General features: G+C 58.2%; 27 protein-coding genes. 10 read left to right on the plus strand and 17 right to left on the minus strand.

Annotated features, from left to right (window positions below):
- Positions 1 to 22: 22 nt before the first annotated feature.
- From B0B09_RS01825 to purF, 6 genes are all read right to left on the minus strand, one after another.
- Positions 23 to 1219, minus strand: coding sequence for a M23 family metallopeptidase (locus B0B09_RS01825; RefSeq protein WP_076658128.1), 1197 nt, complete (start codon positions 1217 to 1219; stop codon positions 23 to 25).
- A gap of 62 nt (positions 1220 to 1281) precedes the next feature.
- Positions 1282 to 1923 (minus strand): protein-L-isoaspartate(D-aspartate) O-methyltransferase, encoded by a 642-nt coding sequence (locus B0B09_RS01830; protein WP_055292419.1) that lies wholly within the window; start codon positions 1921 to 1923, stop codon positions 1282 to 1284.
- Positions 1920 to 2705, minus strand: coding sequence for a 5'/3'-nucleotidase SurE (gene surE, locus B0B09_RS01835; protein ID WP_076658129.1), 786 nt, complete (start codon positions 2703 to 2705; stop codon positions 1920 to 1922). The genes B0B09_RS01830 and surE overlap by 4 nt, the downstream gene beginning before the upstream one ends.
- A gap of 112 nt (positions 2706 to 2817) precedes the next feature.
- A complete protein-coding gene (locus tag B0B09_RS01840) occupies positions 2818 to 3471 on the minus strand; it encodes an SDR family NAD(P)-dependent oxidoreductase (protein ID WP_076658130.1) in 654 nt (217 codons plus the stop codon).
- Positions 3472 to 3510: 39 nt separating this feature from the next.
- Positions 3511 to 3777: a hypothetical protein gene (locus B0B09_RS01845; protein ID WP_076658131.1), complete on the minus strand. Its 267-nt coding sequence runs from the start codon at positions 3775 to 3777 to the stop codon at positions 3511 to 3513.
- Positions 3778 to 3911: 134 nt separating this feature from the next.
- Positions 3912 to 5369: an amidophosphoribosyltransferase gene (purF, locus tag B0B09_RS01850; RefSeq protein ID WP_055293333.1), complete on the minus strand. Its 1458-nt coding sequence runs from the start codon at positions 5367 to 5369 to the stop codon at positions 3912 to 3914.
- Between the two features lie 238 nt (positions 5370 to 5607).
- Between purF and B0B09_RS17760 the strand changes: the two genes are divergently transcribed.
- Positions 5608 to 5802 (plus strand): hypothetical protein, encoded by a 195-nt coding sequence (locus tag B0B09_RS17760; RefSeq protein WP_131824981.1) that lies wholly within the window; start codon positions 5608 to 5610, stop codon positions 5800 to 5802.
- A gap of 74 nt (positions 5803 to 5876) precedes the next feature.
- Here B0B09_RS17760 and B0B09_RS01860 read toward each other — a convergent pair whose 3' ends face one another.
- From B0B09_RS01860 to pyrC, 8 genes are all read right to left on the minus strand, one after another.
- The gene (locus tag B0B09_RS01860) at positions 5877 to 6467 is read right to left on the minus strand and encodes a CvpA family protein (RefSeq protein ID WP_076658133.1); all 591 of its coding nucleotides are present in this window, start codon (positions 6465 to 6467) and stop codon (positions 5877 to 5879) included.
- 22 nt (positions 6468 to 6489) lie between these two features.
- On the minus strand, positions 6490 to 7854 hold the full coding sequence (radA, locus tag B0B09_RS01865) for a DNA repair protein RadA (protein WP_076658134.1): 1365 nt from the start codon (positions 7852 to 7854) through the stop codon (positions 6490 to 6492).
- A 41-nt stretch (positions 7855 to 7895) separates the two neighbouring features.
- Positions 7896 to 8354 (minus strand): paraquat-inducible protein A, encoded by a 459-nt coding sequence (locus B0B09_RS01870; RefSeq protein ID WP_076658135.1) that lies wholly within the window; start codon positions 8352 to 8354, stop codon positions 7896 to 7898.
- A 45-nt stretch (positions 8355 to 8399) separates the two neighbouring features.
- Positions 8400 to 9437, minus strand: coding sequence for an alanine racemase (gene alr / locus B0B09_RS01875; protein WP_076658136.1), 1038 nt, complete (start codon positions 9435 to 9437; stop codon positions 8400 to 8402).
- A gap of 57 nt (positions 9438 to 9494) precedes the next feature.
- A complete protein-coding gene (locus tag B0B09_RS01880) occupies positions 9495 to 9851 on the minus strand; it encodes a hypothetical protein (protein ID WP_055292433.1) in 357 nt (118 codons plus the stop codon).
- 40 nt (positions 9852 to 9891) lie between these two features.
- Positions 9892 to 11379, minus strand: coding sequence for a replicative DNA helicase (locus B0B09_RS01885; protein ID WP_055292435.1), 1488 nt, complete (start codon positions 11377 to 11379; stop codon positions 9892 to 9894).
- Positions 11380 to 11580: 201 nt separating this feature from the next.
- The gene (locus B0B09_RS01890) at positions 11581 to 12249 is read right to left on the minus strand and encodes an orotate phosphoribosyltransferase (protein WP_076658137.1); all 669 of its coding nucleotides are present in this window, start codon (positions 12247 to 12249) and stop codon (positions 11581 to 11583) included.
- Positions 12250 to 12261: 12 nt separating this feature from the next.
- Entirely contained in the window at positions 12262 to 13314 is a 1053-nt protein-coding gene (gene pyrC / locus B0B09_RS01895) for a dihydroorotase (RefSeq protein WP_076658138.1), read from the minus strand.
- Positions 13315 to 13449: 135 nt separating this feature from the next.
- Between pyrC and B0B09_RS01900 the strand changes: the two genes are divergently transcribed.
- Both B0B09_RS01900 and B0B09_RS01905 read left to right on the plus strand, forming a co-directional pair.
- A complete protein-coding gene (locus B0B09_RS01900; RefSeq protein ID WP_076658139.1) occupies positions 13450 to 13737 on the plus strand; it encodes a hypothetical protein in 288 nt (95 codons plus the stop codon).
- Positions 13738 to 13847: 110 nt separating this feature from the next.
- Positions 13848 to 14060, plus strand: a complete 213-nt coding sequence (locus B0B09_RS01905) for a YjiS-like domain-containing protein (protein WP_076658140.1) — start codon at positions 13848 to 13850, stop codon at positions 14058 to 14060.
- Here the strand turns inward: B0B09_RS01905 and B0B09_RS01910 are convergent.
- Positions 14051 to 14989: a hypothetical protein gene (locus B0B09_RS01910; RefSeq protein ID WP_055292444.1), complete on the minus strand. Its 939-nt coding sequence runs from the start codon at positions 14987 to 14989 to the stop codon at positions 14051 to 14053. The two genes, B0B09_RS01905 and B0B09_RS01910, sit on opposite strands and share 10 nt — an antisense overlap.
- A 106-nt stretch (positions 14990 to 15095) precedes the next feature.
- A complete protein-coding gene (locus B0B09_RS01915; RefSeq protein WP_076658141.1) occupies positions 15096 to 16319 on the minus strand; it encodes an acyl-CoA dehydrogenase in 1224 nt (407 codons plus the stop codon).
- Positions 16320 to 16433: 114 nt separating this feature from the next.
- On the opposite strand from B0B09_RS01915, the gene B0B09_RS01920 reads away from it, so the two are divergent.
- From B0B09_RS01920 to B0B09_RS01950, 7 genes are all read left to right on the plus strand, one after another.
- Entirely contained in the window at positions 16434 to 17339 is a 906-nt protein-coding gene (locus B0B09_RS01920; RefSeq protein ID WP_076658142.1) for an AAA family ATPase, read from the plus strand.
- Positions 17339 to 18586: a vWA domain-containing protein gene (locus B0B09_RS01925; RefSeq protein ID WP_076658143.1), complete on the plus strand. Its 1248-nt coding sequence runs from the start codon at positions 17339 to 17341 to the stop codon at positions 18584 to 18586. The genes B0B09_RS01920 and B0B09_RS01925 overlap by 1 nt, the downstream gene beginning before the upstream one ends.
- Before the next feature lie 58 nt (positions 18587 to 18644).
- A complete protein-coding gene (locus tag B0B09_RS01930) occupies positions 18645 to 19619 on the plus strand; it encodes an XdhC family protein (protein ID WP_076659735.1) in 975 nt (324 codons plus the stop codon).
- Positions 19616 to 20596 carry a molybdopterin-binding protein gene (locus tag B0B09_RS01935; RefSeq protein WP_076658144.1) on the plus strand — a complete coding sequence of 327 codons (981 nt, stop codon included), beginning with the start codon at positions 19616 to 19618 and terminating at the stop codon, positions 20594 to 20596. The genes B0B09_RS01930 and B0B09_RS01935 overlap by 4 nt, the downstream gene beginning before the upstream one ends.
- Before the next feature lie 106 nt (positions 20597 to 20702).
- The gene (locus tag B0B09_RS01940; RefSeq protein ID WP_055292455.1) at positions 20703 to 21188 is read left to right on the plus strand and encodes a (2Fe-2S)-binding protein; all 486 of its coding nucleotides are present in this window, start codon (positions 20703 to 20705) and stop codon (positions 21186 to 21188) included.
- Between the two features lie 71 nt (positions 21189 to 21259).
- The gene (locus B0B09_RS01945; RefSeq protein ID WP_076658145.1) at positions 21260 to 23629 is read left to right on the plus strand and encodes a xanthine dehydrogenase family protein molybdopterin-binding subunit; all 2370 of its coding nucleotides are present in this window, start codon (positions 21260 to 21262) and stop codon (positions 23627 to 23629) included.
- A gap of 12 nt (positions 23630 to 23641) precedes the next feature.
- The gene (locus B0B09_RS01950; RefSeq protein WP_076658146.1) at positions 23642 to 24433 is read left to right on the plus strand and encodes an FAD binding domain-containing protein; all 792 of its coding nucleotides are present in this window, start codon (positions 23642 to 23644) and stop codon (positions 24431 to 24433) included.
- A 53-nt stretch (positions 24434 to 24486) separates the two neighbouring features.
- Here the strand turns inward: B0B09_RS01950 and infC are convergent, their stop codons facing one another.
- Positions 24487 to 25041: a translation initiation factor IF-3 gene (infC, locus tag B0B09_RS01955; RefSeq protein WP_311135457.1), complete on the minus strand. Its 555-nt coding sequence runs from the start codon at positions 25039 to 25041 to the stop codon at positions 24487 to 24489.
- Positions 25042 to 25094 lie beyond the last annotated feature (53 nt).

Genomic DNA, 25094 nt, shown 5'->3' on the forward strand with positions numbered 1-25094 from the left:
TCCACCTTACGTAGATCAGCCCTTATTGCAGAAAATCATTCGGATCGAGGCTTTGCAGGCCACGGCGCACCTCAAAGTGCAAGAAGCTGGGGTTTGCGGCACGCACCTTGCCGATCACCTGTCCGCGTGACACGCTGTCGTCCTTGCTGACGCTCAGATTGTCCATCTGTGTATAGACCGTTAGCAGACCATCACTGTGTTTCAGGACAACAATCGCGCCGCCACTGGTATCTGTGGTTACAGCGGCAACAGTGCCCGATCCCGCTGCGCGCACGTCCGAGCCGGCGGATGCGCCAATATCAATCCCTTCGTTCGTGCCGGGTGCGTAGTCGCGGATGATCGATCCCTGGATAGGCATGATAAAGCGCGCAGCACTGCTTGCGGGCTGTGCTGTTGTCGTGCCCAGATCAGGCGTCGCGGGAGCGGCGGCTGCGGCGACAGGGGCGGCGGGTGTCTCGCTTGGCAGGGGGAGCGCTGCACTCGGTGGCACAGGTGTCGCGGTGCCAACGCCCGGGGCTGTCACAGCCGCAGAGGCTGCCGCCGGTGCAGGCGCGCTGCCGCCTTGCGGGATCAGCAGATACTGGCCTTCGCGAATTGTGAATTCGGTATTGAGACCGTTCCATTCAGCGATGTTGGTGACAGGGACGTTATAGAGCCGCGAGATCGAGAACACGGTTTCACCGCGCTGCACCTGATGGCGAATTGGCTCGGTGCCGCGCACGACAGGTGCGGCGGGGGTCGTCGCTGCCGGCGCAATTGGCGTGGCCGTCACGGTGCCAGCCGCATCAGCGCGGTCAAGCGCTGTTGTGGCCACCGCTGTCACATCAAGCGGTTGGATCGGTCCGGTGCCGATGGCGCCGGTGGCAGGCGAAGGTTCGGTGACGCGCGACGGTAGGGCGATGATCTCATCGCGGCGCAGGATCACGTCAGGTCCGATCCCGTTATACTCCGCCAGCTCATCGGCATCGAGGCCCAGCCGGATCGCAATGCCGCGAATGGTGTCATCGCGGCGCGCCACAACAACCTGATAATTGGGATAGGAAATCACGCCACGATCATCGGGGCGCGGCCTGCCGGGCAGGCTTTGTACCGCTGCGGATGTATCAAATCCGTTGCCGATATCACGCAGGTCGGCGTCAAAGCCGTCACATGCCGCGAGTGCTGCCAATGTCATGCCTGTCAATGCAATGCGTCTTACAGGGTAATTCCTGTTCGCCATCCTACCGCTCCTTTGCCTAAGTCGCCCCTTATCTATGGGATCATACTATATTTTGGGGTAGTTTACTCTTGTCCGAGCCCTTCTAGCAAGGGCACAAAGCGGACAGCGCGCAATTCATCGTATTCGAGCCCTGTTTCCGTGCGCGTCACGCGGATCAGGCTTTGCACCGCGTCGGATTGACCGACAGGCAGAACCATGATCCCCCCCACCCGCAACTGCGCCAAAAGAGGGCCCGGCGGGTCCTCTGCTGCGGCGGTCAGCAGGATGCGGTCAAAGGGGGCCTGTTCGGCAAATCCGTGGCTGCCATCGGCGGTGAAAGCGGTGATGTTGGTGATATCATTGGCTTCAAACACCGCGCGCGCGGCCTGCACCAGACGGCGATAGCGGTCCACCGTATAGACGCGTCGCGCGAGTTTGCTCAGGATCGCGGCCTGATACCCTGATCCGGTCCCGATTTCGAGCACCTTGTCGCGCGGGGTGATTTGAAGGGCTTGCGTCATCAACCCCACAACAGAGGGCTGGCTGATGGTCTGTCCGCAGGCAATCGGCAACGGCATATCGTCATAGGCGCGATCCGCGAAAGTGCCCTTCACGTAATCGGCGCGGTCGACCTGTTCCATCGCCGTGAGCACCCGCGTGTCCGTCACGCCCTTGCTGCGCAAGGCGTAAAGGAACTGCATCTTGGTGGCGGCATCGAATGTCACTTGAGCACGTCTTTCAGGGTCTCGACCATCGTATAGTCGGTCAGGTCCACCCGCATCGGTGTGATCGAGACATAGCCGTCAAGGTTTGCAGCTGCATCCGTGCCGGGAGCTGTCGGCTCATGCTGGGGGCCGCCACGCACCCAAAGGAACTTGCGCCCTGTGGGCGAGGTTTGCGCTTCGGCACGGAAACGTGTGTTCAGGCGGAAGCCTTGGGTCGTGGCTGCCATGCCTTTGACCTTTTCGGCTGGTATGGGGGGGAAGTTCACGTTGTAGAAAACCTGATAATCCGCATCGTCCCAAAGCGTGTCGTTCAAAAGCTTTCGCACAACTGCGGCGCCATGCGCCGCTGCGGCCTCAAATGGATTGGCCAGATTGGTATTCTCCGGGCCGTAGAACTGCGACAAAGCGATTGACCGCACACCTTGCAGCGCCCCTTCGATGCACGCGCCAATTGTGCCGGAATAAAGCGTGTTTTCAGCAGCATTGTTGCCGCGATTGACGCCTGAGAGGATCAGATCGGGCGCTTGATCCTTCAGAACATCATGGATCCCTGCAAGCACACAGTCCGCAGGCGAGCCCTCTGCCGCAAAGCGCCGGGGCTCCAGTTCGGTAATCATGGTGGGGTGCGTGTAGCTGATACAGTGGCCGACCCCCGATTGCTCAAAGGCGGGGGCCACGGTCCAGACTTCGCCGTCTTGGCCGGCTATCTCATGGGCGATGTCGGTCAGGACCCGCAGGCCGGGTGCGTTGATACCGTCGTCATTGGTGATGAGAATGCGCATGCCGCCGCCCTTTTACTGTCGCCACGTTCCTAAGCCGTGACACGGGGGGCGGCAAGCACGGAACGCGCTAACGCGGCGTGTTGGGGCAAGACCGTAGACAAGCGGTCACGGTTTAGGCAGTCGCACCCTCCAGGATCGCTGGCAAAAGCCGTGCGGCCTCGTCTGCGGGCGTGGCCAATGCGTTGCGGTCTTCGCCGGGATAGAAGCGCGCGCGGGTCGCGGTTGGCATCGGCGCCGGTGTCAGGATGGTTACCTGAGGGCCGGTCTTTGCGCTTTCAGCGGCCCAACTGCGTGCAAGTGCAATCTGAGCGGATTTTGTTGCGCCATAAGCACCAAAAAACTGATCGCCACCACGCGGGTCATCGAAAAAGACAGCCTTGCCTGTTTGCCCCAATAGCGGGCTGACATAGGCGATCAGACGCGATGTGGCCTCGATATTGACGGTCATGGATTTCGCCAGATCCTTCGGCCCGATATGGCCTGCAGGGGCCAACGGGGCGGCGTGAATGGCAGTGTGCAGCCAAAGATCAAGGCTTGCCCATCGGTCAAAGATGCCGCGACAAAGCTGCTGCATGGCTTCATCAATGGTAATGTCCATCGGTGCCAGCGTCGCTTGGCCGCCTGCCGCCTGAATGGCGTCATCAAGTTCTTCCAGCGCGCCGACAGTCTTGCCGACGGCGATAATATGATGGGTCGGGGCAAGGGCCTTGGCCAAGGCCGCCCCGAGCCCGCGCGAGGCGCCAGTGATAAGTGCTGTTTTTGTCATGGACGCGGTGATGTGCCGAACCGTGCAAAAGGTCAAGACTTAGCTGTGTGGCAATGCCAAGGAATGGGTCCGGCCCCAGCGATCTGTCAGCAGCACCTGCGCATCGCCAATTGCTGTGATCTGCACACCGAATGCACTATCACCCACCTGCACCCGCGCAATCTCGCCACGCGAAGACCGGAGCAACGCGGCAATCCCGTCATGCGCATCCATCAGGCCGATCACCGACAATTCGCGCAATTCAAGCGTGTCTGGCAGCGTTGCCTTTTGTCCAGAAAGGGGGGATTGCGTTGTCTCGTTTGCCATGGGTCACTGCTTCAGCGTTAAGAATTTCTTACGCCGCCATGGCAGAACAGGATCGGAAGTAAAAGGGGCAGTTGTGACGCACCGCAAAACTGCGCGCGGGTTGCGCGTCTCGCCGCGCATTGCCGTGGCGGGGGTTATTCTGCGGCTGTCTTGGCCTCGAAACCCTGCTCAATCATATCAGAGGGAGCAACGGGATATTCGCCCGAGAAACACGCGTCACAATAGGCCGGTGCCTTGGGGTCGCGCCCCTCTGCTTCACCCACTGCGCGGTAAAGCCCGTCGAGCGAGATAAACTTGAGGCTGTCAACACCCAGATGCGCACGCATTTCTTCCTCGGACATGGTGGCCGCCAGCAGCTTTTCGCGCTGCGGCGTATCCACACCATAAAAACAGGGCCAAGCGGTGGGGGGGGACGCGATCCGGAAGTGCACCTCGGCGGCCCCTGCATCAAGGATCATTTCCTTGATCTTGCGGCTTGTGGTGCCGCGCACAACGCTGTCATCCACCAAGATCACCCGCTTGCCTTTGATCAGAGCGCGGTTGACGTTAAGCTTCAGACGCACACCCATGTTGCGGATGCTCTCGGTGGGTTCGATAAACGTGCGGCCCATATACTGGTTCCGGATGATGCCCATCGCATAAGGAATACCCGATTGCAGCGAATAACCGATCGCTGCGGGTGTGCCGCTGTCAGGCACTGGACAGACCAGATCGGCCTCGACCGGTGCTTCTTTGGCCAGTTCGCGACCAATGTTCTCGCGTGTCTCATACACCGACCGCCCGCCCTGAATGCTGTCAGGACGGCTGAAATACACGTGTTCAAAGATGCAGAAACGGGACCGGGCAGGGCGGAAGGGATAGTGGCTGGACACACCTTTCTCGGTGATCACAACCATTTCGCCCGGTTTGATTTCGCGCACGAACTCGGCCCCGATGATATCCAGCGCGCAGGTTTCCGACGCCAGCGCCCAGCCGTCACCGATTTTGCCTAGCACCAGCGGGCGCACTCCCAGCGGGTCGCGGCAGCCGATCAGCTTGGTGCGGGTCATCGCCACGATGGAAAACGCACCCTCGACCTTGCGCAGTGCCTCTTCCATGCGGTCGGGGATCGTGCGCCCCATGGACCGCGCCATCAGGTGGATGATGCATTCGCTGTCGGACGAGCTTTGAAAGATTGACCCGCGTTCGATCAATTCGCGCCGTAGTGACAGCGCATTGGTGATATTCCCGTTGTGGGCAATCGCTGCGCCCCCCATGGAAAATTCGCCAAAGAAGGGCTGCACATCGCGCATCGCGGTCTGGCCCTTGGACCCTGCCGTCGAATAGCGTACATGGCCAATCCCGATCGTGCCGGGCAAGGTTTCCATCATGGAAGACGACGTAAAGTTGTCACGCACCAGCCCCATGCGGCGCTGTTGGTTGAACCCTGTTTCGGGAGCATGCGTGACAATGCCTCCCGCTTCCTGGCCCCGGTGTTGCAGGGCGTGCAGGCCGAGGGCTACAAAGTTGGAGGCGTCAGTGACACCAACGACACCAAAGACGCCGCATTCCTCCCGTAGCTTATCATCGTCGAAAGGATGGGCGGGGGGCATCTGTGTGGACAAGAGGTCAGCTCCGAATCCGAGTATGGGCGGTTGTCCCTGTCTTAGTAGGTCCAAGGCCGCGTGTCACGGAACGATCATCGCCTAGACGCTAAAAACATGGCTGCCATCGCTGCTGAAACAGTTCCTGTTAAGGCTTGCGTGCAGGATCATCCGCTGTGCGGCAAGGACTTGCGCACCAAAAAGATGTGCATATTGAAACCGGCACCACGCCGCATAGTTTAGAAATATGACAATGCTCACAGCCTTATACTTTTTCGTCCCAGTCGTGATTTTCTTAATCATGGTGGTCGTTGCTTACCGTAAGATCGGCCCTGATCGCCCAACGCGATTTGACGAAGATATCAACCAAGCAGCGCAGCAGGCGTGGCAAGCAGGTCGCGAGGATGCACAGATGCGCCATGGCGACCGTGATGATCGGTAAGCCTTTCCAACGCCCCTAACGGAAAAGGCCACCGACAAAGCGGTGGCCTCTCAGATGTCTTTGGTTCGTGCGCCTTACTCGGTCGGAACGGTTGGCTCAACCGGTGCATCCGGTGCGCCACAGCTTCCGACCAGCTGCTGGTACTGTTCAGTGATCCAGCCCAAGGCCTGCTCGGGGTTTTGCTGTTCGATCTGGCCCGTCAATTGGGCGAACACCTCGGCCGAGCGGCTGTCATCAATTGCGGCGAACTGCTGGGTGGCGAAGATTGTGTCGTAGACAAAGAATGCGACCGCAATCAACAGGATGCCGCGCAGGACGCCAAAGAAGAAACCTAGGCCCTGATCGATACCTCCCAATGCGGAGCGCTGAACAACGCTCGAAAAGAGCGGTGTAAAGATGGAAACGACGACCAGTGCCACAGCAAACACAGCTGCGAACGCGGCGATGATGGCTAATTCACAGCTGTCGCCGATGAAATCGCCCAGGATCGGGATTTGGCGGACAAGGGGTTCGACCTGATCGGCAAAAATGAAAGCAACGATGGTTGCGCCGATCCACCCGACAATCGCCATCGCTTCGCGGACGAAACCCCGACTGTAAGCCAAGACGCCAGACACCAAAATAATGATTGCGACGCCTGCGTCGACAAGTGTGAAACCTTCCATGGTCCGTCTCCTGCGATTGACGCTATCTTGCGCCAAATACCTCTTCTACAAATCCAGCCAAGTCTGACGCATTGCGCAGGCTTATGCCGTCCACGCGGGGCTGCTTGGCCTGTTGTGGTATTATCGCAGTTGTAAAACCAAGTTTTTGCGCTTCTTTCAATCTATTTTCAGTTTGAACGACAGGACGGAGCGCACCCGACAAACTGATCTCGCCGAAAACAACAGCTTCGGAAGGCAGGGCTGCGTCTTCACGCGCAGAGACGAGAGCGGCAGCAACAGCGAGGTCTGCACCTGGTTCAGAGATGCGCAAACCCCCTGCTACATTGAGGTAAACGTCCAATCCGGTGAAAGGGACGCCGCAGCGCGATTCCAGCACGGCAAGGATCATGGCAAGCCGTCCGCCATCCCATCCGACGACCGAACGACGGGGTTGGCTGTGTGGCGAAGGTGCCACAAGTGCTTGTATCTCGCAGAGCATGGGACGGCTGCCTTCAATGCCAGCAAACACGACCGAGCCAGGGGCAGGGGTGCCACGTTCGGACAGAAACAGCGCCGAAGGATTCTTCACTTCTGCCAGGCCTTTGCCCGTCATTTCGAAGACACCAATCTCGTCAGCGGGACCGAAACGGTTCTTGACCGCCCGCAGAATACGGAACTGGTGCCCGCGTTCGCCCTCAAAATAAAGCACGGTATCGACCATATGTTCAACAACACGGGGGCCCGCGATGGTGCCGTCTTTCGTGACATGCCCCACCATCACCACCGCCATGCCGTTGCGTTTGGCGAATGTGGTCAACTCATGCGCGGATGAACGCACCTGGCTGACACTGCCCGGCGCGCTGTCGACGTTGTCGGCCCACATCGTCTGGATGGAATCGATGATCGCGAGGTCAGGTCTTTCGGCCTCAAGCGTCGTCAGGATATCGCGCAGGTTCGTTTCCGAGGCGAGCATGACAGGACTTTTCTCAAGTCCCAGTCGGCGCGCGCGCATCTGCACTTGCGCGTTTGATTCCTCGCCGGAAATATAAATGACTTTCAAACCGTTACGGGCAAATCTTGCAGCGGCTTGCAGCAGCAGCGTTGATTTCCCGATGCCGGGATCGCCGCCCACAAGCAGGGCCGAGGCCTTCACCAGACCACCGCCCAGGACGCGGTCCAACTCACCAACACCCGCTTGGGTGCGGGGCGGCTCTTTCTCTTGTGTGTCCAGATCTGTCAGCAAGATCGTTTTGCCACGGATTGCGCCCAGTGACTTGCCTTTGGGGCCGCTGGACAGCGCCTTGGATTCGCTGATTGTATTCCATGCCTGACAGGCATCGCACTGCCCCGACCATTTGCGAAAGGATGCGCCACATTCAGAGCAGGAAAAGGTAAGATCTTTGGCCATGTTCACCTTTTGGACCAAAAGAACAGCCTTGGCAATGATGGTTAGACTTTGGCCTTGGCCTGCGGTGTCAGCGCCGAAATCACGATCGAGGCGAGGATACAGGCGGTGAACATATAAAGCCCCCATCCAGTTTCGATCCGGCCAATGCCAACGCCCTTGAACAGCACGATGTAGAGCGCAATCAGGAACACATCTGCCATCGCCAGTTTCCCGATCCAGGACAGCACGGGCAGCGTCTTGTCTTTTAACAGATCGAAATGCACCAGCGCGATGCCGATGGTCTTGAGATAGGGCGCGAACATTGCAAAGGTAGTCACCAGCAGTGCCAGCGCAACATCACTTTCCCAAAGCGCCTGCATGCCCGAGATGACACTGATCTCGCTAAGGCCGAAAACGGGCAAAAGCCCTGCGTGCATCAGTGGCGCAAACCAAGCAATCGGAAAGAGAACAAGAAGGGCAAGGTTCGCGATGCGCAAGACGTTCAACACAATAAATCCCATAAATGACAAAGGGTTAAGAAATGAAGCTCGTTCTTTGAGGCAAGTTTATTTGCCAAAAGTCTTGCGATTATAGCGCGCACCAAGCTGTGTGAGCACCTCATACCCGATGGTATTTGCGGCGCGTGCCAGATCATCCACTGTCTGCTGCGGGCCAATCAGGGTCAGCTTGCTGGGTGTCTCCGGAAGGTCGGTGACGTCGATCGTCAGCAGGTCCATCGATACCCGTCCAACCAGCGGACAGGCAGTGTCGCCATGATAAAGCGTGGCCTTATCGGACAGGATCCTTGCGATGCCGTCCGCATAGCCACCCGATATGGTCGCAATGCGCGAAGGCCGTGCCGCTTGCCAGGCGTTGCCATAGCCCACGACTTCACCCTCGGCCACATCGCGCACCTGTACGACGGGCAAATCCAGTTCGATCACGGGTGTCGCATTCTCAAACGGCAGGCCGCCATAAAGCCCGATGCCAGGGCGCGTCAGATCAAAGTGATATTCCGGTCCAAGCAGGATACCCCCCGTCGCCGCCAAAGAGCGGGGCGCCGTGATCCCGTCGGTCATCTTTTTGAACTGGTCCAGCTGATAGGGGTTCATCGGATGATCAGGCTCGTCCGCGCAGGCCAGATGCGACATCACCAGACGGGGGTCTTGCGACAGGGCCAACTCGGCTACGGCCGCCCATTCCTGCATTTCCATGCCGAGGCGGTTCATGCCGGTATCAAGCTGGATGCCGAAAGGATGCGCGGGCAGGGCTTCAAAGTGGAGTGTCAGTTGTTCGACGGAATTCAACATGGGCGTCAGGCCCAGATCGCGGATCAGCCCCGTGTCGCCCTTCATATGGCCGGAGAATACACAGATTTCGGGCTTCGGGCCCAATTCCTCGCGGATCGCTACGGCTTCTTCGACGACGGCCACAAAAAACTGGCGCACGCCTTCTTTGAATAGCGCCTTCGCGACATTGCCTGCGCCCAGCCCATACCCGTTGGCCTTGACCACAGCGCCGGTTTTGCAATTCGTCATTGCATCCAGTGCGCGCCAATTGGCGACAACGGCGTCAAGGTCGATAATCAGGCGTCCAGTACTCATGACGACCTTTTGTCAGGGGCATTCGCGTGGGGCAAGTGTTTTGCGAACGCATACCTGTTATTCTGGGCAGTCACCCAACCCGTTCAGCGCGTCTACCATTTCTTGCGCACGTTCCAGCGGCATAGATTCGGTGATGGCAAAGCCGCTTTCGATGGGGGCCTGCACGGCAATGTTCTCAAACGATTGTCCGCAGACCGTGAAGGTGACGGACTGATTGACATGGGTGCGGGTGAAAAGCGCGAAGGCGGCTGTTGCCTCTTCATTCATCGCGATAGCCACTTGTGCGGTCTCGTCGGTTTCTCCCGACAGCCCTGCGCGCACGTCAGGCTGGAACAGCCGCAGGTCACCCAGAAATCCGGTAAACCGCACCAGATAATCTTGTGAAGTTTGCGCCGCAGCGGGCGGTGCCAACATGGCCAATACAAATACAAGTCTTTTGATGATGCGTTCCTTTCTAGAACTGCTGGTCTTCTCCTTGTTGCCAAGGTTTGACCAGATTGCCGAACCGCGTGAACTCTGCGGTAAACGAAAGCTCGACCGTGCCGATCGGGCCGTGCCGTTGTTTACCCACAATAACCTCAGCTTTGCCGTGAAGGCTCGACATTTTTTCCTGCCAGGCCGCGATTGCTTCCATGTTGTGGTCTTCAGGTTTCTCACGCTCGACATAGTATTCACCACGGTAAACGAACATAACGACATCTGCATCCTGCTCGATAGAGCCGGATTCGCGCAAGTCCGAAAGCTGTGGGCGCTTATCTTCACGGCTCTCAACTTGTCGTGACAGCTGCGACAGCGCGATGACAGGTATGTTCAATTCCTTGGCGATGGCCTTGAGGCCCATCGAGATTTCACCAATTTCCTGCACGCGGTTGTCGGACGTGCCGCGTACGAGTTGCAAGTAGTCCACGATCAACAGGTCAAGCCCATGTGTCCGCTTGAGCCGCCGCGCACGTGCCGCCAGTTGCGAAATCGGGATCGCGGCGGTGTCGTCGATAAACAAAGGACAGGATTCAAGCTCTTTGGCGGCATCCACGAAGCGGCGGAATTCGCCTTCGGTCATGTCACCTTGCCGGATTTTATGCGATGATATCTCGGAGGCTTCCGCCAAGATACGCCCTGCAAGCTGTTCGGCGCTCATCTCGAGCGAGAAGAACCCGACGACGCCGCCATCAACCGCGCCTTCGCTGCCGTCCTGCAACTGGCCTTTGCGGTAGGCTTTGGCGACATTGTAAGCGATGTTGGTCGCAAGCGAGGTTTTACCCATCGAAGGGCGACCGGCAAGGATCAGAAGGTCGGATTTGTGCAGGCCGCCGAGTTTCTTGTCCATATCCACAAGACCGGTCGAAATTCCCGCCAGCCCACCATCGCGTTGATAGGCGGTATTAGCGACATTCACGGCCTCGGTGACGGCAGCAAGGAACGACTGAAAGCCCTTTTCCGACACACCCTGTTCGGCCAGCGAATAGAGCGCCTGTTCGGCTTCGACAATCTGTTCGCGGGGTTCGTGATCGACATCGACCTTGGCGGCCTTGTCGGTGATGTCACGGCCCAGTTTGATCAATTCGCGCCGTGTCGCCAGATCATAGATCATCTGCGCATAGTCGCGCGCGGCGAAGGCAGAAATCGCAGCCCCTGCAAGGCGGGCAAGATAGGGCGGGCCACCCAGTTCCTTCAGACCTTCGTCGTCTTCCATGAACGCCTTGAGCGTCACAGGGCTGGCCAGCATGTTGCGGCCAATGCGCGTGGCGGCGGTTTCAAAGATGCGCGCATGAACCGGATCGTAGAAATGTTTGGGCCCAATGATTGACGCCACACGGTCAAACACATCGTTGTTGGTCAGAATAGCCCCCAGAAGCTGCTGTTCGGCTTCAATGGAGTGCGGCATCAAGTCGGCGTCGGCTTCTTGAACGCCGGAGGCATTAAAAGTTGTTATTTCATTCATTGCTGCTCACCTGTTCCCGTGGGCGTCCTAGCAGTTCAGGCCTGCGCTACGCCAGCCAAATAGCTGTGGATACTCTCGGATAACTTTCCAAGAGCATCACGGATTATGCCGATTCGATCAACATGTAGCGCCAGTGCCATCACCGCCGTCAGGATATGCGCCGATCCCTCTGCATTTTATACACAGCTGTGGAAAAGAAAATTACGCGGGTGTCCAGCCGGCCGGATCTTTCAGATAGGCCTCGACCGCAGTGAGTGTCGCGTCGTCATAGGCGCCGCGCGCTTTGGCCTCGGCCAAGACATCCCACCATGTGCACAGCGAAATCAATTGCACGCCGTGGTCGGCCAGTGTTTGTTCCACGCCTTCGAAAATACCGTAGTAAAAGATCACGGCAGTCGCCGAGCAGGTCGCACCTGTCTCGCGGATCGCGTCTACGAAAGAGAGTTTCGAGCCACCATCGGTGGTCAGGTCTTCAACCAGAATGACACGCTGGCCTTCGGTCATTACACCTTCGATCCGCGCGTTGCGCCCGTATCCTTTAGGTTTCTTGCGCACATAGGTCATCGGCAGGGCCAGCCGTTCCGCCACCAGCGCCCCAAAGGGGATACCCGCTGTCTCACCGCCTGCGACGTTGTCAAAGGCCTCGAACCCGGCTTCGCGCATGATCGATACCGCCATGAAATCCATCAGCGTGGACCGGATGCGCGGGAAGGAAATCAGCTTGCGGCAATCCACGTATGTCGGGGCTTTTTTGCCCGAGGCATGGGTGAAAGGTTCGGACGCGTTGAAGTCAATCGCACCGATTTCAAGCAACATACCGGCGGTGAGGCGGGCGATCTCTTCTTTGGCGGGAAAAGAGGTGGGGATCATCGGGTGGCCTTTCTATTCTTCGACACGCCAGTGCAGGTCAAATCCGGGGTCAAAGACGGTCACAGGCCCGTCCTCGGTGTCGATATGGGCAGGATAGCTGACAGGATCGCCCTTGGTCAGGGTGATCGTGTCTTCGTTCGGTTTCAGGCCATAAAAGCGCGGGCCGTTGAGCGAGGCGAAATCTTCCAGCTTGTTGATTTTACCGGCTGCATCAAACACTTCGGCCAGACAGGACATAGTGTTTGGCGCGGTAAAGATGCCTGCACAGCCGCAAGACTGCAGTTTCAGCGCATCGGTATGGGGCGCGCTGTCAGTACCAAGGAAGAACCGTTTATCACCCGAAACGGCGGCCTGCACCAAGGCGATGCGGTGCGCTTCGCGTTTCGCGACCGGCAGGCAATAGAAATGCGGTTTGATCCCGCCCGCCAGAATATGGTTACGGTTGATAATCAGGTGATGGGTGGTGATTGTTGCGGCAAGGTTCTTGATGCTGTCACGTACGTAATCCACGGCATCTTGTGTCGTGACATGCTCCATCACGACCTTGAGGTCCGGCACCTTCTTGCGCAGGGGTTTCAGGACCTTGTCAATGAACGTCGCTTCGCGGTCGAAGATATCAATCTCGTGATCTGTCACCTCGCCGTGCACACAAAGCGGCATGCCGATCTCGGCCATGACCTCAAGCACAGGGCGTACTTTTTCAAAGTCGCGCACGCCAGAGGCCGAGTTTGTCGTCGCCCCTGCGGGATAGAGTTTCACTGCTGTCGCAATCCCTGCGGCGTGGGCTGCGCGCACATCTTCGGGGTCGGTCGCTTCGGTGAGGTAAAGCGTCATCAGCGGGGTGAAATTGGCCCCAGCGGGCATCGCAGCCAGAATCCGGTCGCGATAGGCGGCAGCATGTGCCGCGGTCACAACAGGCGGCACCAGATTTGGCATGATGATTGCGCGGGCGAAATGCCGTGCGGTTTCAGGCAAAACGGCCCGCAGCATGGCACCGTCACGCAGGTGCAAATGCCAGTCATCAGGGCGGCGGATGGTGAGGCGGGTCGGGTTTTTATCTGGCATGTTTTCCGATTACACCGTTGCGCCGCAGGACGCCATAGCCCTTTCGCACGCAAACCGCTTTCGTGAATGCCCTTGCACAGGCTGCGGCAATTCACGATATTTCGCCCCAAGACATGGGATCACTGGAGAGACACGATGCTTGGATTTCTGATTGCGGCAGCCGCCGGGTTTCTGACACCGCAGATTGAGGGCCCTGTCGCTGGTCCGATCGTGAAGACGCTTGAGGGCTATTTTGAAGTCACACTGGCGGAAAAACGTCTGATTGCTTTTATGGTGGCGCTACTTGGCGCGGCAATCATTGCTGCGGCTTTTGATAGCGGATCGGTCTTTGGAATCATCATCGGTGCAATCCTGGGTTATTTCGGCACGCGTATCTTCAATGTGCTGAAAAAGGTGATCGAAGGCCGCCACGACGCGGACTAAACACGCTGACATGCGTTTGCTGCAATGCAGCAATGCAGCTTTGGCTGTTTTCAAGGCTGATAGGGCGTCTATCTAGCGGGTGAGAAAATGATCCCGATAGGATAGGCGTTATGGCCCGACAGACACCCTCACAAACGGCACCAATGCCGTTCCTCGCTTTCTTTGGCGCCATCACAAACAGCGTGTCACGGCTCTTGGCCGCGCAAAACCGGTCTGCCCAAGTGCTTCGCTTGCAAAACCTCAGTGATGATGAATTGGCCGACATTGGTCTGAGCCGCGACATGATCCTGCGGCATGTCTACCGCGACACCTATTACGTGTGAATATCCTCGGTCGGCGTGAGTTCCTCACGCTTGTCGATAAAGAACGCTTTGTGGCCGCGCCGGATCATGTATTCACAAACGATCAAGGCTAAGCGCGGATGACCCGTCACGATCAGACGGCGTACAAGCGCACGCACATAGGTCGGATCATAGCGCCGTGCGCGCAAAAGCCGCGTGAAACGGCGACGATCCAGCATATCGTCCATCGCCAGCTTGATGATCACGTCATGGATTCCCATCCGGTCAAACGCCTGATCGAGATCATCGCCCAGCAGCGGGCAGGGCAGGGCTGTCACTTGTGGCCGCCGAAAGAGTGCGGCGTGGCAGGCATCAAGCCGCTGGAACGGGTCGAAGGCGATAAAGACCTTGTCGGCGGCATCGATCATCTCGGGCGCATATCCATAGCGGTCATTGAAGCTTTTCTTGCGGGCGTGCTTATAGCGCGGGTCCCATCCGGCCAATTCCGCATCAAGTGTCGCTTGGGGACGCAGCGCGATGACCGTCGCGCCGGGGGCGGTGACGGAATAGGCTGCTGCGGCGTATGACGCTCCGCCGCCGCCGCCATGAAAAATCATCTTTTCGAACTGGTCAAAAAAGCCCGCATCTACCAGGCGGTCAAAGAAATCATAAACGTGGTGATCGCGAAACCAGCCGTCCTTGAACGAAAACAGCGACAGCAGCGACCAGCCTTCGTGACGGGTATAGGCAAAGCCGCGGGGTTCAGCATCGAGGTTGTTTTCGCGGACGAGTTGCGCGTTCTCAAAGGTGACCAAAAGCTTGTTGCCGGCCTCAAGAAAGCCTGCGCAATGCTCGCGTCCGAGCTGCTCAAAAAAACCGTGATCTTCGCAGAAATCGTCAAGACGACCCAGCCAATCATTGGCGCTTAGGTCCGTCAAATTGATATCGATGGCTAACTGCCGGTCATTCATACTCATAACTCCGGGGGCGGAACAACACCCGCCCCTGTCACCTGAGTATATACAAATTGGGCAGTAAAATAAGCAACAAAGACAGGTTTAATGTTGCGCTACTGGCCTAAAAGAAGGCCTGCAGACCCGTTTGTGCACGGCCAAGGATCAATGCGTGCACATCATGCGTGCCCTCGTAAGTATTTACCGTTTCGAGGTTCACCATATGACGCATGATTTGGAAATCTTCACTGATTCCATTTCCGCCATGCATGTCCCGCGAGGCCCGGGCGACATCCAGCGCCTTGCCGCAGTTGTTACGCTTCATCATGCTAATCATCTCTGGCGCAGCTTTGCCCGCTTCCATCAGACGGCCCAGTTGCAGGGCAGATTGCAGGCCAAGCGTGATCTCGGTCTGCATATCGGCCAGCTTCTTTTGGAAAAGCTGGGTCTGTGCCAATGGCTTGCCGAATTGCTTGCGGTCGAGCCCGTATTGGCGGGCAGCATGCCAACATGCCTCGGCTGCGCCCATCACGCCCCAGGCAATGCCATAGCGTGCGCGGTTCAGACAGCCGAACGGCCCTTTCAGTCCTTGGACGCCCGGCAGCAGCGCTTCTTCACCCACGGCGACGTTATCCATGACGATTTCACCTGTCACAGAAGCGCGCAGGCTGAGCTTACCGCCAATTTTCGGGGCAGACAGACCCTTCATCCCTTTTTCGAGCACAAAACCACGAATCTTACCGCCATGTGCCTCGGATTTGGCCCAGACCACGAACACATCCGCGATCGGTGCGTTGCTGATCCACATCTTTGACCCGCTGATCACATAGCCATCAGCGGTCTTTTTGGCGGTGGTCTTCATGCCTGCCGGATCGCTGCCTGCATCAGGCTCGGTCAGACCGAAACAGCCGATCAGCGTGCCTGCGGCAAGTCCGGGCAGGTATTTCTGGCGCTGTTCTTCGCTGCCGTATGCGTGGATCGGATACATTACCAAAGAGGATTGCACCGACATCATCGACCGATAACCGCTGTCCACACGCTCAACCTCGCGCGCGACCAAACCATAGGTGACATAGCCCGCACCCAGACCGCCGTATTCTTCGGGGATCGTCAGGCCGAGCAAGCCCGCGCCGCCCATCTCTGCAAAGATGTCCGGATCAACGGTCGCATCGCGATAGGCGGCGGTGACACGCGGTTGCAGCGTATTTTGCGCAAACTCATTGGCCGCATCGCGCAACATGCGCTCGTCCTCGGTCAATTGTTCCTCAAGACGTAGCGGATCGGCCCAGTCGAATGGTCCAAGGTCAGGACCGAAACCTGTGGCTTTGATTGGCGTGGAATCGTTCATTGTTCTTGCTCCCAACTTGTTCCGCGCAGAGTAGGACGTCTGCACAGCGGGGGCAATGGACGGCTTGACGCGGCGGTGTGGGGATGCAGTTCTAAGGCGCGGGAGGATCATGGAATGGCATTTGCAAATATTGACGAGGTGCAGGCCGCACTGGCCGCAGAAAACTATGTTTGCGGGCGGGCTCTGGCGACGGTGGTGTTTTTGAGCCTCAAGCTGGGCCGTCCATTGTTTCTTGAAGGCGAGGCGGGCACAGGCAAAACCGAGATCGCCAAGGTGATTGCGCAGGCTTTGGGCCGCCGTTTGATCCGTCTGCAATGCTATGAGGGGTTGGATGCGTCTTCGGCGGTTTACGAGTGGAACTTTGCCGAACAGATGATCGCGATCCGCACCGCAGAAGCCTCGGGGGGAACAGACCGCGATATGTTGAAATCGGAACTTTTCACCGAAGACTATCTGATTGAACGGCCGCTTTTACAGGCCATGCGCCCGCAACCCGGCGGCGCGCCTGTGCTTTTGATTGATGAAATCGACCGGACAGATGCCCCTTTCGAGGCCTTTTTGCTTGAGGCGCTCAGCGATTTTCAGGTCACAATCCCTGAACTCGGCACGGTCACTGCGCCGGAACCGCCAATCGTGATCCTGACCTCGAACCGGACCCGCGAAGTGCATGATGCGCTGAAGAGGCGGTGTCTGTATCACTGGGTCGATTACCCCGATTTTGACCGTGAAATCGAAATTCTCCATGCCCGCGCACCCGAGGCCTCCGAGTCCCTGTCGCGCGAAATTGTGGCCTTCGTGCAGCGGTTGCGCGAAGAGGATCTGTTCAAGAAGCCCGGCGTTGCGGAAACGATAGACTGGGCCAAATGTTTGCTGGCTCTGGATGTGATTGACCTGTCACCTGCCACCATTGCCGATACATTGGGGGCGATCCTGAAGTATCAGGACGATATCCAGAGGCTACAGGGGTCCGAGGCCAAACGTATCCTTGATGCCGCCAAGGCAGATCTGGAAAAGGCCTGATGGTCCAATACCCCACACTGACCCTGCCGGATGATCCCAAACTGGCGCAGAACATCACGCATTTCGCGCGTGCGCTGCGCCGCGCGGGGCTTTCGATTGGTACGGGGCGGGTGATTGATGCGATCGATGCGGTCAGTGCAGTGGGGTTCTCGCAAAAGCAGGATTTCTTTTGGACGTTGCATGCGTGTTTTGTCAGCAAACCTGAGGAACATCTGATCTTTACCCAGCTATTCCGGCTTTATTGGCGGGATCCCGAGTATCTTGAACACATGATGTCTTTCCTGCGCCCGATGGTGCGCGGCACACAGGAGGAACGCGCAGCCGCCCCCGCAGAGAAACGCGCGGCAGAGGCGCTGCTTGACGGGGAAGACCGCCCGCTGCCGCCGCAATCCGACACCGATGATGAGATCGAAATTGACATTGATGCGACGCAAACCGCATCGGCTGAAGAACGGCTGCGGACACTGGATTTCGAACTGATGAGCAACGCGGAAATGAACGCGGCAAAGGCGGTTCTGGCAAAGCTCTCCTTGCCTGTGCCGCCGGTCCTCAGCCGCAGGACTGCGCGGCTTCCGGGGACGTTACCCGACTGGCAGGGCACGATGCGACAGGCCATGCGCAAAGGCGGGGAAGTCACCGATTTTGCAACGAAACGGCGCAAGCTGCGATATCCGAACCTTGTTGTGCTTTGCGATATATCCGGCTCGATGTCGCAATACTCGCGTGCCGTTTTGCAGTTCGTCCATGCGGTGTCGAACCGGCAGGGGCAGGGGTGGGCGCAGGTCCACGCATTTACCTTTGGCACACGGCTGACAAACATCACCCGCCACTTGCGCAGGCGTGATGTGGACGCGGCACTTGCCGCTGCTGGGGCCGAGGCGCAGGATTGGCAAGGTGGCACACGGATCGGGGCCTGTTTGCATGACTTCAACCGCGACTGGTCGCGCCGTGTGGTCGGGCAGGGTGCGGTTGTACTGTTGATCACCGACGGGCTTGATCGTGACGCGGGCCACGATCTGGGCCGCGAAATGGAGCGTCTGCGGCTGTCCTCGCGCCAGTTGATCTGGTTAAACCCATTGCTGCGCTGGGACGGGTTTGCGCCCAAGGCCAAAGGGATCATGCAGATGCTGCCGCATTGTTCGAGTTTTCGCGCAGGCCACAATATCGCGTCGCTGGCAGGCTTGGCAGAGGCGTTGTCACGTCCTGATGATAGTGGCGAAAAAGCGCGCCTTTTGGCGCGATTGTGATGCGGGGAGTGTTGAGCTGTGATAAAGCTGGCGACATGTGAACGAGGGTATGGGTACCATGACAGATGACATCAATGACCTGCCGAAACTGGCGCTTGAATGGTACCGCGCAGGCCGTGGTGTGGCGATTGCGACAGTGGTGCAGACCTGGGGGTCCGCGCCGCGCCCGGTGGGCAGCCAACTGGTGATTGATGCCGATGGCGCAATGGAGGGGTCTGTATCAGGGGGCTGCGTCGAAGGGGCCGTCATCACCGAGGCGATTGATGCCATCGCGGACGGCGAACAGCGCTTGCTGAGCTTTGGCGTGAGCGATGATGAGGCTTTTGCTGTCGGTTTGGCCTGTGGCGGCGAGATCAAGGTTCTGATTGAACCCGTGGGCCCTGTGATGCCGGTTGATATTCTTGAACGGTTGGCCGATGCCCGCGCGGAGGCCAGTGCTGTCGTCTATGTCACCGATATCATCGCAAGCCGCCCACGATTGCAGGCGGCGTGGACTTATCCGGACCGGCAGCGGACCGATACGTCAGGGATTGAAGAGGACGGGCGCACCTTCGTGGCCGTGCATAACCCGCCTTTGCGTATGGTCATTGTCGGGGCTGTGCATATTGCCCAGCACCTGGTGCCTATGGCGCGGGCTTGCGGGTACCGGCCGGTCCTGATTGATCCGCGTCCGGCCTTTGGGTCACAGGCACGGTTTCCGGACGAAACGATCCTTGATGACTGGCCCGACGAGGCCCTGCGCGCGCTCAGGATTGATGCCCGCACGGCGGTAGTAACGCTCACCCATGATCCAAAGCTGGACGATCCCGCGATTGTGACGGTGCTCGAGTCAGAGGCTTTCTATCTGGGCTGCCTTGGATCGACGCGCACCCACGCAAAAAGGGTCACGCGTCTGAAAGAGGTGGGGTTCACCGATGAAGAGATCGGGCGCATCCATGCGCCGGTCGGGCTTGATCTGGGGGGGCGACAGCCTGCCGAAATTGCGGTGAGCATCATGGCAGAGGTCACGCAGGCCTTGCGGAAAAAATCGTGAAATTCGGACCTATCCCAACGCAAGAGGCGGCGGGTACCGTGCTGGCGCATTCCGTGCCGGTGAAGACGGGGGCGCTTCGCAAAGGGCAGGTTCTTTCTGATGCGGATATCGCCGCGTTGCTGGCGGCCGGACATCAGCAGATCATCGTGGCGCGCTACGATCTTCGTGATCTGGACGAGAACACCGCTGCAGCCCAACTTGCCGCAACGATTGCAGGCCCGGGGTTGCAGATCAGCAAGGCCGCGACGGGGCGTGTGAACCTTTTTGCAACGGGACCTGGGATTGTGCAGATCGACGCGGCGCGGATTGATGCCTGCAATGCCGTCAATCCCATGATCACGGTCGCCACACTGCCACCACTGCAGCGGGTCGAAGAGGGAATGATGGTCGCGACCATCAAGATTATTTCCTATGCTGTTCCTGCCGATGATATCACCACCGCCTGCGCTGTTGGGAACGGGGCATTGACCCTCTTGCCACCCCGCGTGACGACGGCAAGTTTGATTGAAACCGACATTGGTAAACCGCCTGCAATCAAAGGGCGACGCGCGCTGGCGTCACGTTTGTCACGATTGGGCGTCACGCTGACCCCCCGCGTGATTGTGCCGCATGCGCAAACGCCCTTGGCGGAAGCCATCATGGGGGCGGAAGGTGAGGTGGTGTTCATCCTCACCGCCTCGGCGACATCGGACGTGAACGATGTGGGGCCGGCGGCGTTGCGGCAGGCGGGTGGCAAGGTCACGCAATTCGGGATGCCTGTTGATCCGGGGAACCTGTTATTCCTCGGAAACCATGGGGAAAAACCCGTTGTAGGCTTGCCTGGATGCGCGCGTTCGCCGGCCTTGAACGGGGCGGATTGGGTACTGGAGCGGGTGATCTGCGGTCGCAGCCCCACACCTGACGAATTTGCAAAGATGGGCGTCGGTGGATTGCTCAAAGAAATCCCGTCCCGCCCCAAACCGCGTGCCATTCTCTAGGTGCAAATCGCCGCTACTGTGCAGGTGCAGCGGAAGTAGGGTGTTCTCAAGTCTCGTTTGGCGTGTTTAACTCGTCCCAAAGCACATAAGTTTTTGGGAGGAAACAATGGCGTCGGTAACTATGACCGTGAACGGAAAATCCGTGTCGGGTGAAGTGGAGGGCCGCACGTTGATGTCGGATTTCCTGCGCAACGACCTGCGACTGACAGGTACGCACGTGGGGTGTGACACATCTCAGTGCGGGGCCTGTGTGATCCATGTCAACGGCGAGGCGGTGAAAGCCTGTACGATGTTCGCGGTCGAAGCGGATGGAGCCGAGGTGGCGACCATCGAAGGGCAGGCGAATGCAGACGGATCGCTGAATGTGATCCAGCAGGCGTTTCAGGATCACCATGGATTGCAATGTGGTTTCTGCACGCCCGGAATGGTGATGTCTGCGGCGGCACTGCTGAAAGAGAACCCGACACCCACGGAACGTGAAGTCCGTGAATATCTGGAAGGCAACATCTGCCGCTGCACCGGATACCACAACATCGTCAAAGCGATCATGGCAGCATCCGGTCAGGATGTATCTGCCATCGCCGCCGAGTAAGCAAATTTTCGAGGAAAATTTGGGGCCAATTTTTCGATGAAAAATTGCGGTCCCGACAGGGAGGAATGAGAATGCCAAAAGATGGTGGAATAGGTGCCAGCACAACGCGCCGCGAGGACGTGCGCTTTCTGACTGGGAAGGGAAAATACACCGCAGACATCAATGTCTTCGGGCAGGCGGCGGCGATTTTCGTCCGCTCGACCGTGGCCAATGGTGTCATTAAATCCATTGATACATCCGCGGCAGAGAGCATGCCCGGTGTGCTGGCGGTCTTTACCGGCGCGGATTTCGTCGATGTTGGGGGCAACCCTGCAGGCTGGCTGATCAACAGCCGCGACGGCGAGCCGATGAAAGAGCCCAAGCGTCCTGTGCTGGCCCATGGCAAGGTGCGCCACGTGGGGGACGCCTATGCCGCCGTGATTGCCGAGACCGAACAGCAGGCGCGCGATGCCGCCGAGGAGATCATTGCCGATATCGAGGAGCTGCCTGCGATCATCAACATGGCTGACGCCTTGGCGAGTGATAACTTCGTCCATGACGAGATCGGCACCAACCAGTGTTTCGACTGGGGCTGGATCGAGGACAACCGTGCCGCCACCGATGAGGCGATCAAGAACGCACCGCATGTGACCACGCTGGAGCTTGTGAACAACCGTCTGGTGCCCAACGCGATGGAGCCACGGGCCTCGATCGGGACCTATGATGCGGCTGGCGATTCCTATCTGCTGCAAACGACTTCGCAGAACCCGCACCTGACGCGGCTGCTGATCTCGGCATTTGTATTGGGTATTCCCGAAAACAAGCTGACCGTCATTGCCCCTGATGTGGGTGGCGGTTTCGGCTCGAAAATCTACCACTACGGTGAAGAGGCGCTTGTACTGGCGGCCTCGAAAAAGGTTGGACGGCCTGTGAAATGGGTGGCCGATCGCACTGAAAGCTTCCTGAGCGATGCGCATGGGCGTGACCACGTGACCAAGATTGAGCTGGCCTGCGAAAAGGATGGTACCTTTATCGCTTTTCGCAGTGAAACGCTGGCGAACGTGGGGGCCTATCTGTCGAACTTCTCGACCGCAACGCCGACATTCCTGCATGGGACATTGATGGCGGGCAACTACACCGTGCCAAACGTCTACGTGAATGTGAAAACTGTGTTCACGAACACAGCCCCCGTTGACGCCTATCGCGGCGCTGGGCGGCCAGAGGCGACCTATTCGATTGAACGTGTCATCGACATGGCAGCCCGCGAACTGGGGATGGATCCGGTGGAACTGCGGCGCAAGAACTTTATCAAGCGCGACCAGTTTCCTTTCACCAGCGCCGCCGGACTGGAGTACGACAGCGGCGACTATGATGCGCTGATGGACAAGATGGAGGCAATTGTAGATCGCAAGGCCTTTGCGGAACGCCGCAAGGCCAGTGAAGCGAAAGGCAAGCTGCGCGGTCTGGGCATCAATGCCTATGTCGAAGCCTGCGGCATTGCGCCCTCAAACCTCGTCGGCGTGCTTGGGTCCCGTGTGGGCCTGTATGATGCAGCGACCGTGCGCGTGAACGCGACAGGCAACCTCAGTGTTATGGTGGGCGCGCATAGTCATGGGCAGGGCCATGAAACGGTGTTCCCGCAGATCGTGGCGGATATGCTGGGGATTGATCCTGCAGCGGTCGATATCGTGCATGGTGACACCTCGAAAATTCCCTTCGGGATGGGCACTTACGGCTCACGCAGCCTCGCGGTTTGCGGATCGGCCATGGTCCGTGCGACCGAAAAAATCATCGCCAAGGCCAAGAAGATCGCAGCGCATATGCTGGAAGCTTCTGCCGATGATGTGGATTTCGCCGAAGGGCAGTTCACCGTCAAAGGAACGGACAAATCCGTCAGCTTTGGTGAGGTCGCGCTCAAGGCCTATATCCCGCACAACTATCCCCTTGAGGATATTGAACCGGGATTGGAGGAAACCGCCTTCTATGATCCGGCCAACTTTACCTATCCATCAGGCGCCTACGCCTGTGAGGTGGAGGTTGATCCGGAAACCGGCAAAGTCACGATTGAAGCATTTACCGCCTGTGATGATTTCGGCAACGTCATGAATCCGATGATCGTCAGCGGACAGGTGCATGGTGGTGTTGTTCAGGGGATTGGACAGGCCCTGCTGGAAAACACGACCTATGACGAAAACGGCCAGCTGTTGTCGGCAAGCTATATGGATTACGTGATGCCGCGCGCCGATGATCTGCCCTTTATAGCCGTCAGTCATGACGGTGGCACGCCTTGCACGCACAACCCGTTGGGGGCCAAAGGCTGTGGCGAAGGCGGTGCCATCGGATCGCCGCCGACGGTCGTGAATGCGGTGATTGATGCGCTGCAATCGGGCGGCAAGAACGTGACCCATATCGATATGCCTTTGACGCCTGCGCGCGTTTGGGCTGCCATGAACAACGCATAGGGGAAAACGCTCATGTATGCTTTTGATATCGAACGGCCTTCCACGATTGCAGATGCGGTCAAGGCACTGAAAGAAGAAGACGCGCAGGCGCTGGGCGGGGGGCAGACATTGATCCCCACGCTGAAGCAGCGCCTGGCGATGCCCTCGGCCTTGGTCAGTCTGACGGGCATTGGCGAGATGAAAGGCGTGTGTTTGGCCGATGACGGTGCGGTTTGCATCGGGGGCGCGACCAACCATGCGACTGTCGCCAAAGAGGCGGCAGCGCATTATCCGGGGTTGGCGGGGCTGGCCGCCAATATCGGTGATCCTGCGGTGCGCAACCGTGGCACCATCGGCGGATCGCTTGCCAACAATGACCCGTCGGCTTGCTATCCTGCGGCGGCCTTGGGATCTGGTGCTACAATCATCACCAACGCGCGCGAGATTGCGGCGGATGACTATTTTCAGGGGATGTTCGAGACCGCCCTTGAAGAAGGCGAAGTGATTACCGAAGTGCGCTTTCCGGTGCCGCAAAAATCGCACTACCAGAAATTCGTGCAGCCCGCATCGCGTTTTGCCTTGGTGGGTGTGTTTGTGGCGAAATTCGCAGATGGCGTTCGCGTGGCTGTGACAGGCGCGTCTGAGAACGGCGTTTTCCGCTGGCATGAGGCAGAAGCGGCACTTTCGGCAGATTTCTCGGCAGCAGCGCTTGATGGGCTGACTGTGTCCGCTGATGAGATGATTGCTGATTTGCACGGCTCGCCCGAGTATCGCGCGCATCTGATCAAAGTTATGACAGGGCGGGCGGTCACCGCTGCGGCCTGAACCAAAAAGCCCCCGCGATTGCGGGGGCTTTTTTCATTCAAAACGTTTCAGCTTTACTTCGTCAGTGGTCCGATCAGCATAACCATCTGACGGCCTTCCATTTTCGGGAAGTTCTCGACCTTGCCGGTTTCCTTGGTGTCTTCGGCAACACGCTCCAACAATTGACGGCCCAATTCCTGGTGTGCCATTTCGCGACCACGGAACCGCAGCGTGATTTTCACTTTGTCGCCGTTTTCAAGAAACTTGAAAACGTTGCGCATTTTCACCTGGTAGTCGTTGATGTCCGTGTTGGGACGGAATTTGACTTCCTTGATCTCGATGATCTTCTGTTTCTTACGTGCCTCAGCCTCTTTCTTCTGAGTCTCGTATTTGAACTTGCCGTAGTCCATGATCTTGCAAACCGGCGGGTTGGCGTTTGGTGAGATTTCCACCAAGTCCAGGCCAGCTTCGTCGGCCATTTCCATTGCACGTGCGGGAGTAACAACGCCCACATTTTCGCCGTCCGCCCCGATCAGACGGATTTCATCCGATCTGATCCGCTCGTTGATACGTGGGCCGGTTTCGCGTTGTGGTGGTGCGTTATGAGGTCTGCGTCCTATGGTCTTTATCCTTGCGTTGTTCCAAAAAGGTAAGCGGCAAACTAAACCTCTCGCTGGTTACC

This window comes from Yoonia rosea, assembly GCF_900156505.1.
Lineage (GTDB): Bacteria > Pseudomonadota > Alphaproteobacteria > Rhodobacterales > Rhodobacteraceae > Yoonia > Yoonia rosea.

Excerpts from the sequence above, each read along its gene's own strand:
- B0B09_RS01840 (WP_076658130.1), bottom strand. The coding sequence starts at position 3,471 with ATGACAAAAACAGCACTTATCACTGGCGCCTCGCGCGGGCTCGGGGCG.
- B0B09_RS01950 (WP_076658146.1), top strand. The coding sequence starts at position 23,642 with ATGTATGCTTTTGATATCGAACGGCCTTCCACGATTGCAGATGCGGTC.
- B0B09_RS01915 (WP_076658141.1), bottom strand. The coding sequence starts at position 16,319 with ATGAACGATTCCACGCCAATCAAAGCCACAGGTTTCGGTCCTGACCTT.
- B0B09_RS01845 (WP_076658131.1), bottom strand. The coding sequence starts at position 3,777 with ATGGCAAACGAGACAACGCAATCCCCCCTTTCTGGACAAAAGGCAACG.
- B0B09_RS01860 (WP_076658133.1), bottom strand. The coding sequence starts at position 6,467 with ATGGAAGGTTTCACACTTGTCGACGCAGGCGTCGCAATCATTATTTTG.
- B0B09_RS17760 (WP_131824981.1), top strand. The coding sequence starts at position 5,608 with ATGACAATGCTCACAGCCTTATACTTTTTCGTCCCAGTCGTGATTTTC.
- B0B09_RS01905 (WP_076658140.1), top strand. The coding sequence starts at position 13,848 with ATGGCCCGACAGACACCCTCACAAACGGCACCAATGCCGTTCCTCGCT.
- B0B09_RS01885 (WP_055292435.1), bottom strand. The coding sequence starts at position 11,379 with ATGAATGAAATAACAACTTTTAATGCCTCCGGCGTTCAAGAAGCCGAC.
- B0B09_RS01925 (WP_076658143.1), top strand. The coding sequence starts at position 17,339 with ATGGTCCAATACCCCACACTGACCCTGCCGGATGATCCCAAACTGGCG.
- B0B09_RS01920 (WP_076658142.1), top strand. The coding sequence starts at position 16,434 with ATGGCATTTGCAAATATTGACGAGGTGCAGGCCGCACTGGCCGCAGAA.
- B0B09_RS01900 (WP_076658139.1), top strand. The coding sequence starts at position 13,450 with ATGCTTGGATTTCTGATTGCGGCAGCCGCCGGGTTTCTGACACCGCAG.
- pyrC (WP_076658138.1), bottom strand. The coding sequence starts at position 13,314 with ATGCCAGATAAAAACCCGACCCGCCTCACCATCCGCCGCCCTGATGAC.
- B0B09_RS01870 (WP_076658135.1), bottom strand. The coding sequence starts at position 8,354 with ATGGGATTTATTGTGTTGAACGTCTTGCGCATCGCGAACCTTGCCCTT.
- B0B09_RS01945 (WP_076658145.1), top strand. The coding sequence starts at position 21,260 with ATGCCAAAAGATGGTGGAATAGGTGCCAGCACAACGCGCCGCGAGGAC.
- alr (WP_076658136.1), bottom strand. The coding sequence starts at position 9,437 with ATGAGTACTGGACGCCTGATTATCGACCTTGACGCCGTTGTCGCCAAT.
- B0B09_RS01910 (WP_055292444.1), bottom strand. The coding sequence starts at position 14,989 with ATGAATGACCGGCAGTTAGCCATCGATATCAATTTGACGGACCTAAGC.
- B0B09_RS01890 (WP_076658137.1), bottom strand. The coding sequence starts at position 12,249 with ATGATCCCCACCTCTTTTCCCGCCAAAGAAGAGATCGCCCGCCTCACC.
- B0B09_RS01930 (WP_076659735.1), top strand. The coding sequence starts at position 18,645 with ATGACAGATGACATCAATGACCTGCCGAAACTGGCGCTTGAATGGTAC.
- B0B09_RS01880 (WP_055292433.1), bottom strand. The coding sequence starts at position 9,851 with ATGTTGGCACCGCCCGCTGCGGCGCAAACTTCACAAGATTATCTGGTG.
- B0B09_RS01940 (WP_055292455.1), top strand. The coding sequence starts at position 20,703 with ATGGCGTCGGTAACTATGACCGTGAACGGAAAATCCGTGTCGGGTGAA.
- radA (WP_076658134.1), bottom strand. The coding sequence starts at position 7,854 with ATGGCCAAAGATCTTACCTTTTCCTGCTCTGAATGTGGCGCATCCTTT.
- surE (WP_076658129.1), bottom strand. The coding sequence starts at position 2,705 with ATGCGCATTCTCATCACCAATGACGACGGTATCAACGCACCCGGCCTG.
- purF (WP_055293333.1), bottom strand. The coding sequence starts at position 5,369 with ATGCCCCCCGCCCATCCTTTCGACGATGATAAGCTACGGGAGGAATGC.
- B0B09_RS01825 (WP_076658128.1), bottom strand. The coding sequence starts at position 1,219 with ATGGCGAACAGGAATTACCCTGTAAGACGCATTGCATTGACAGGCATG.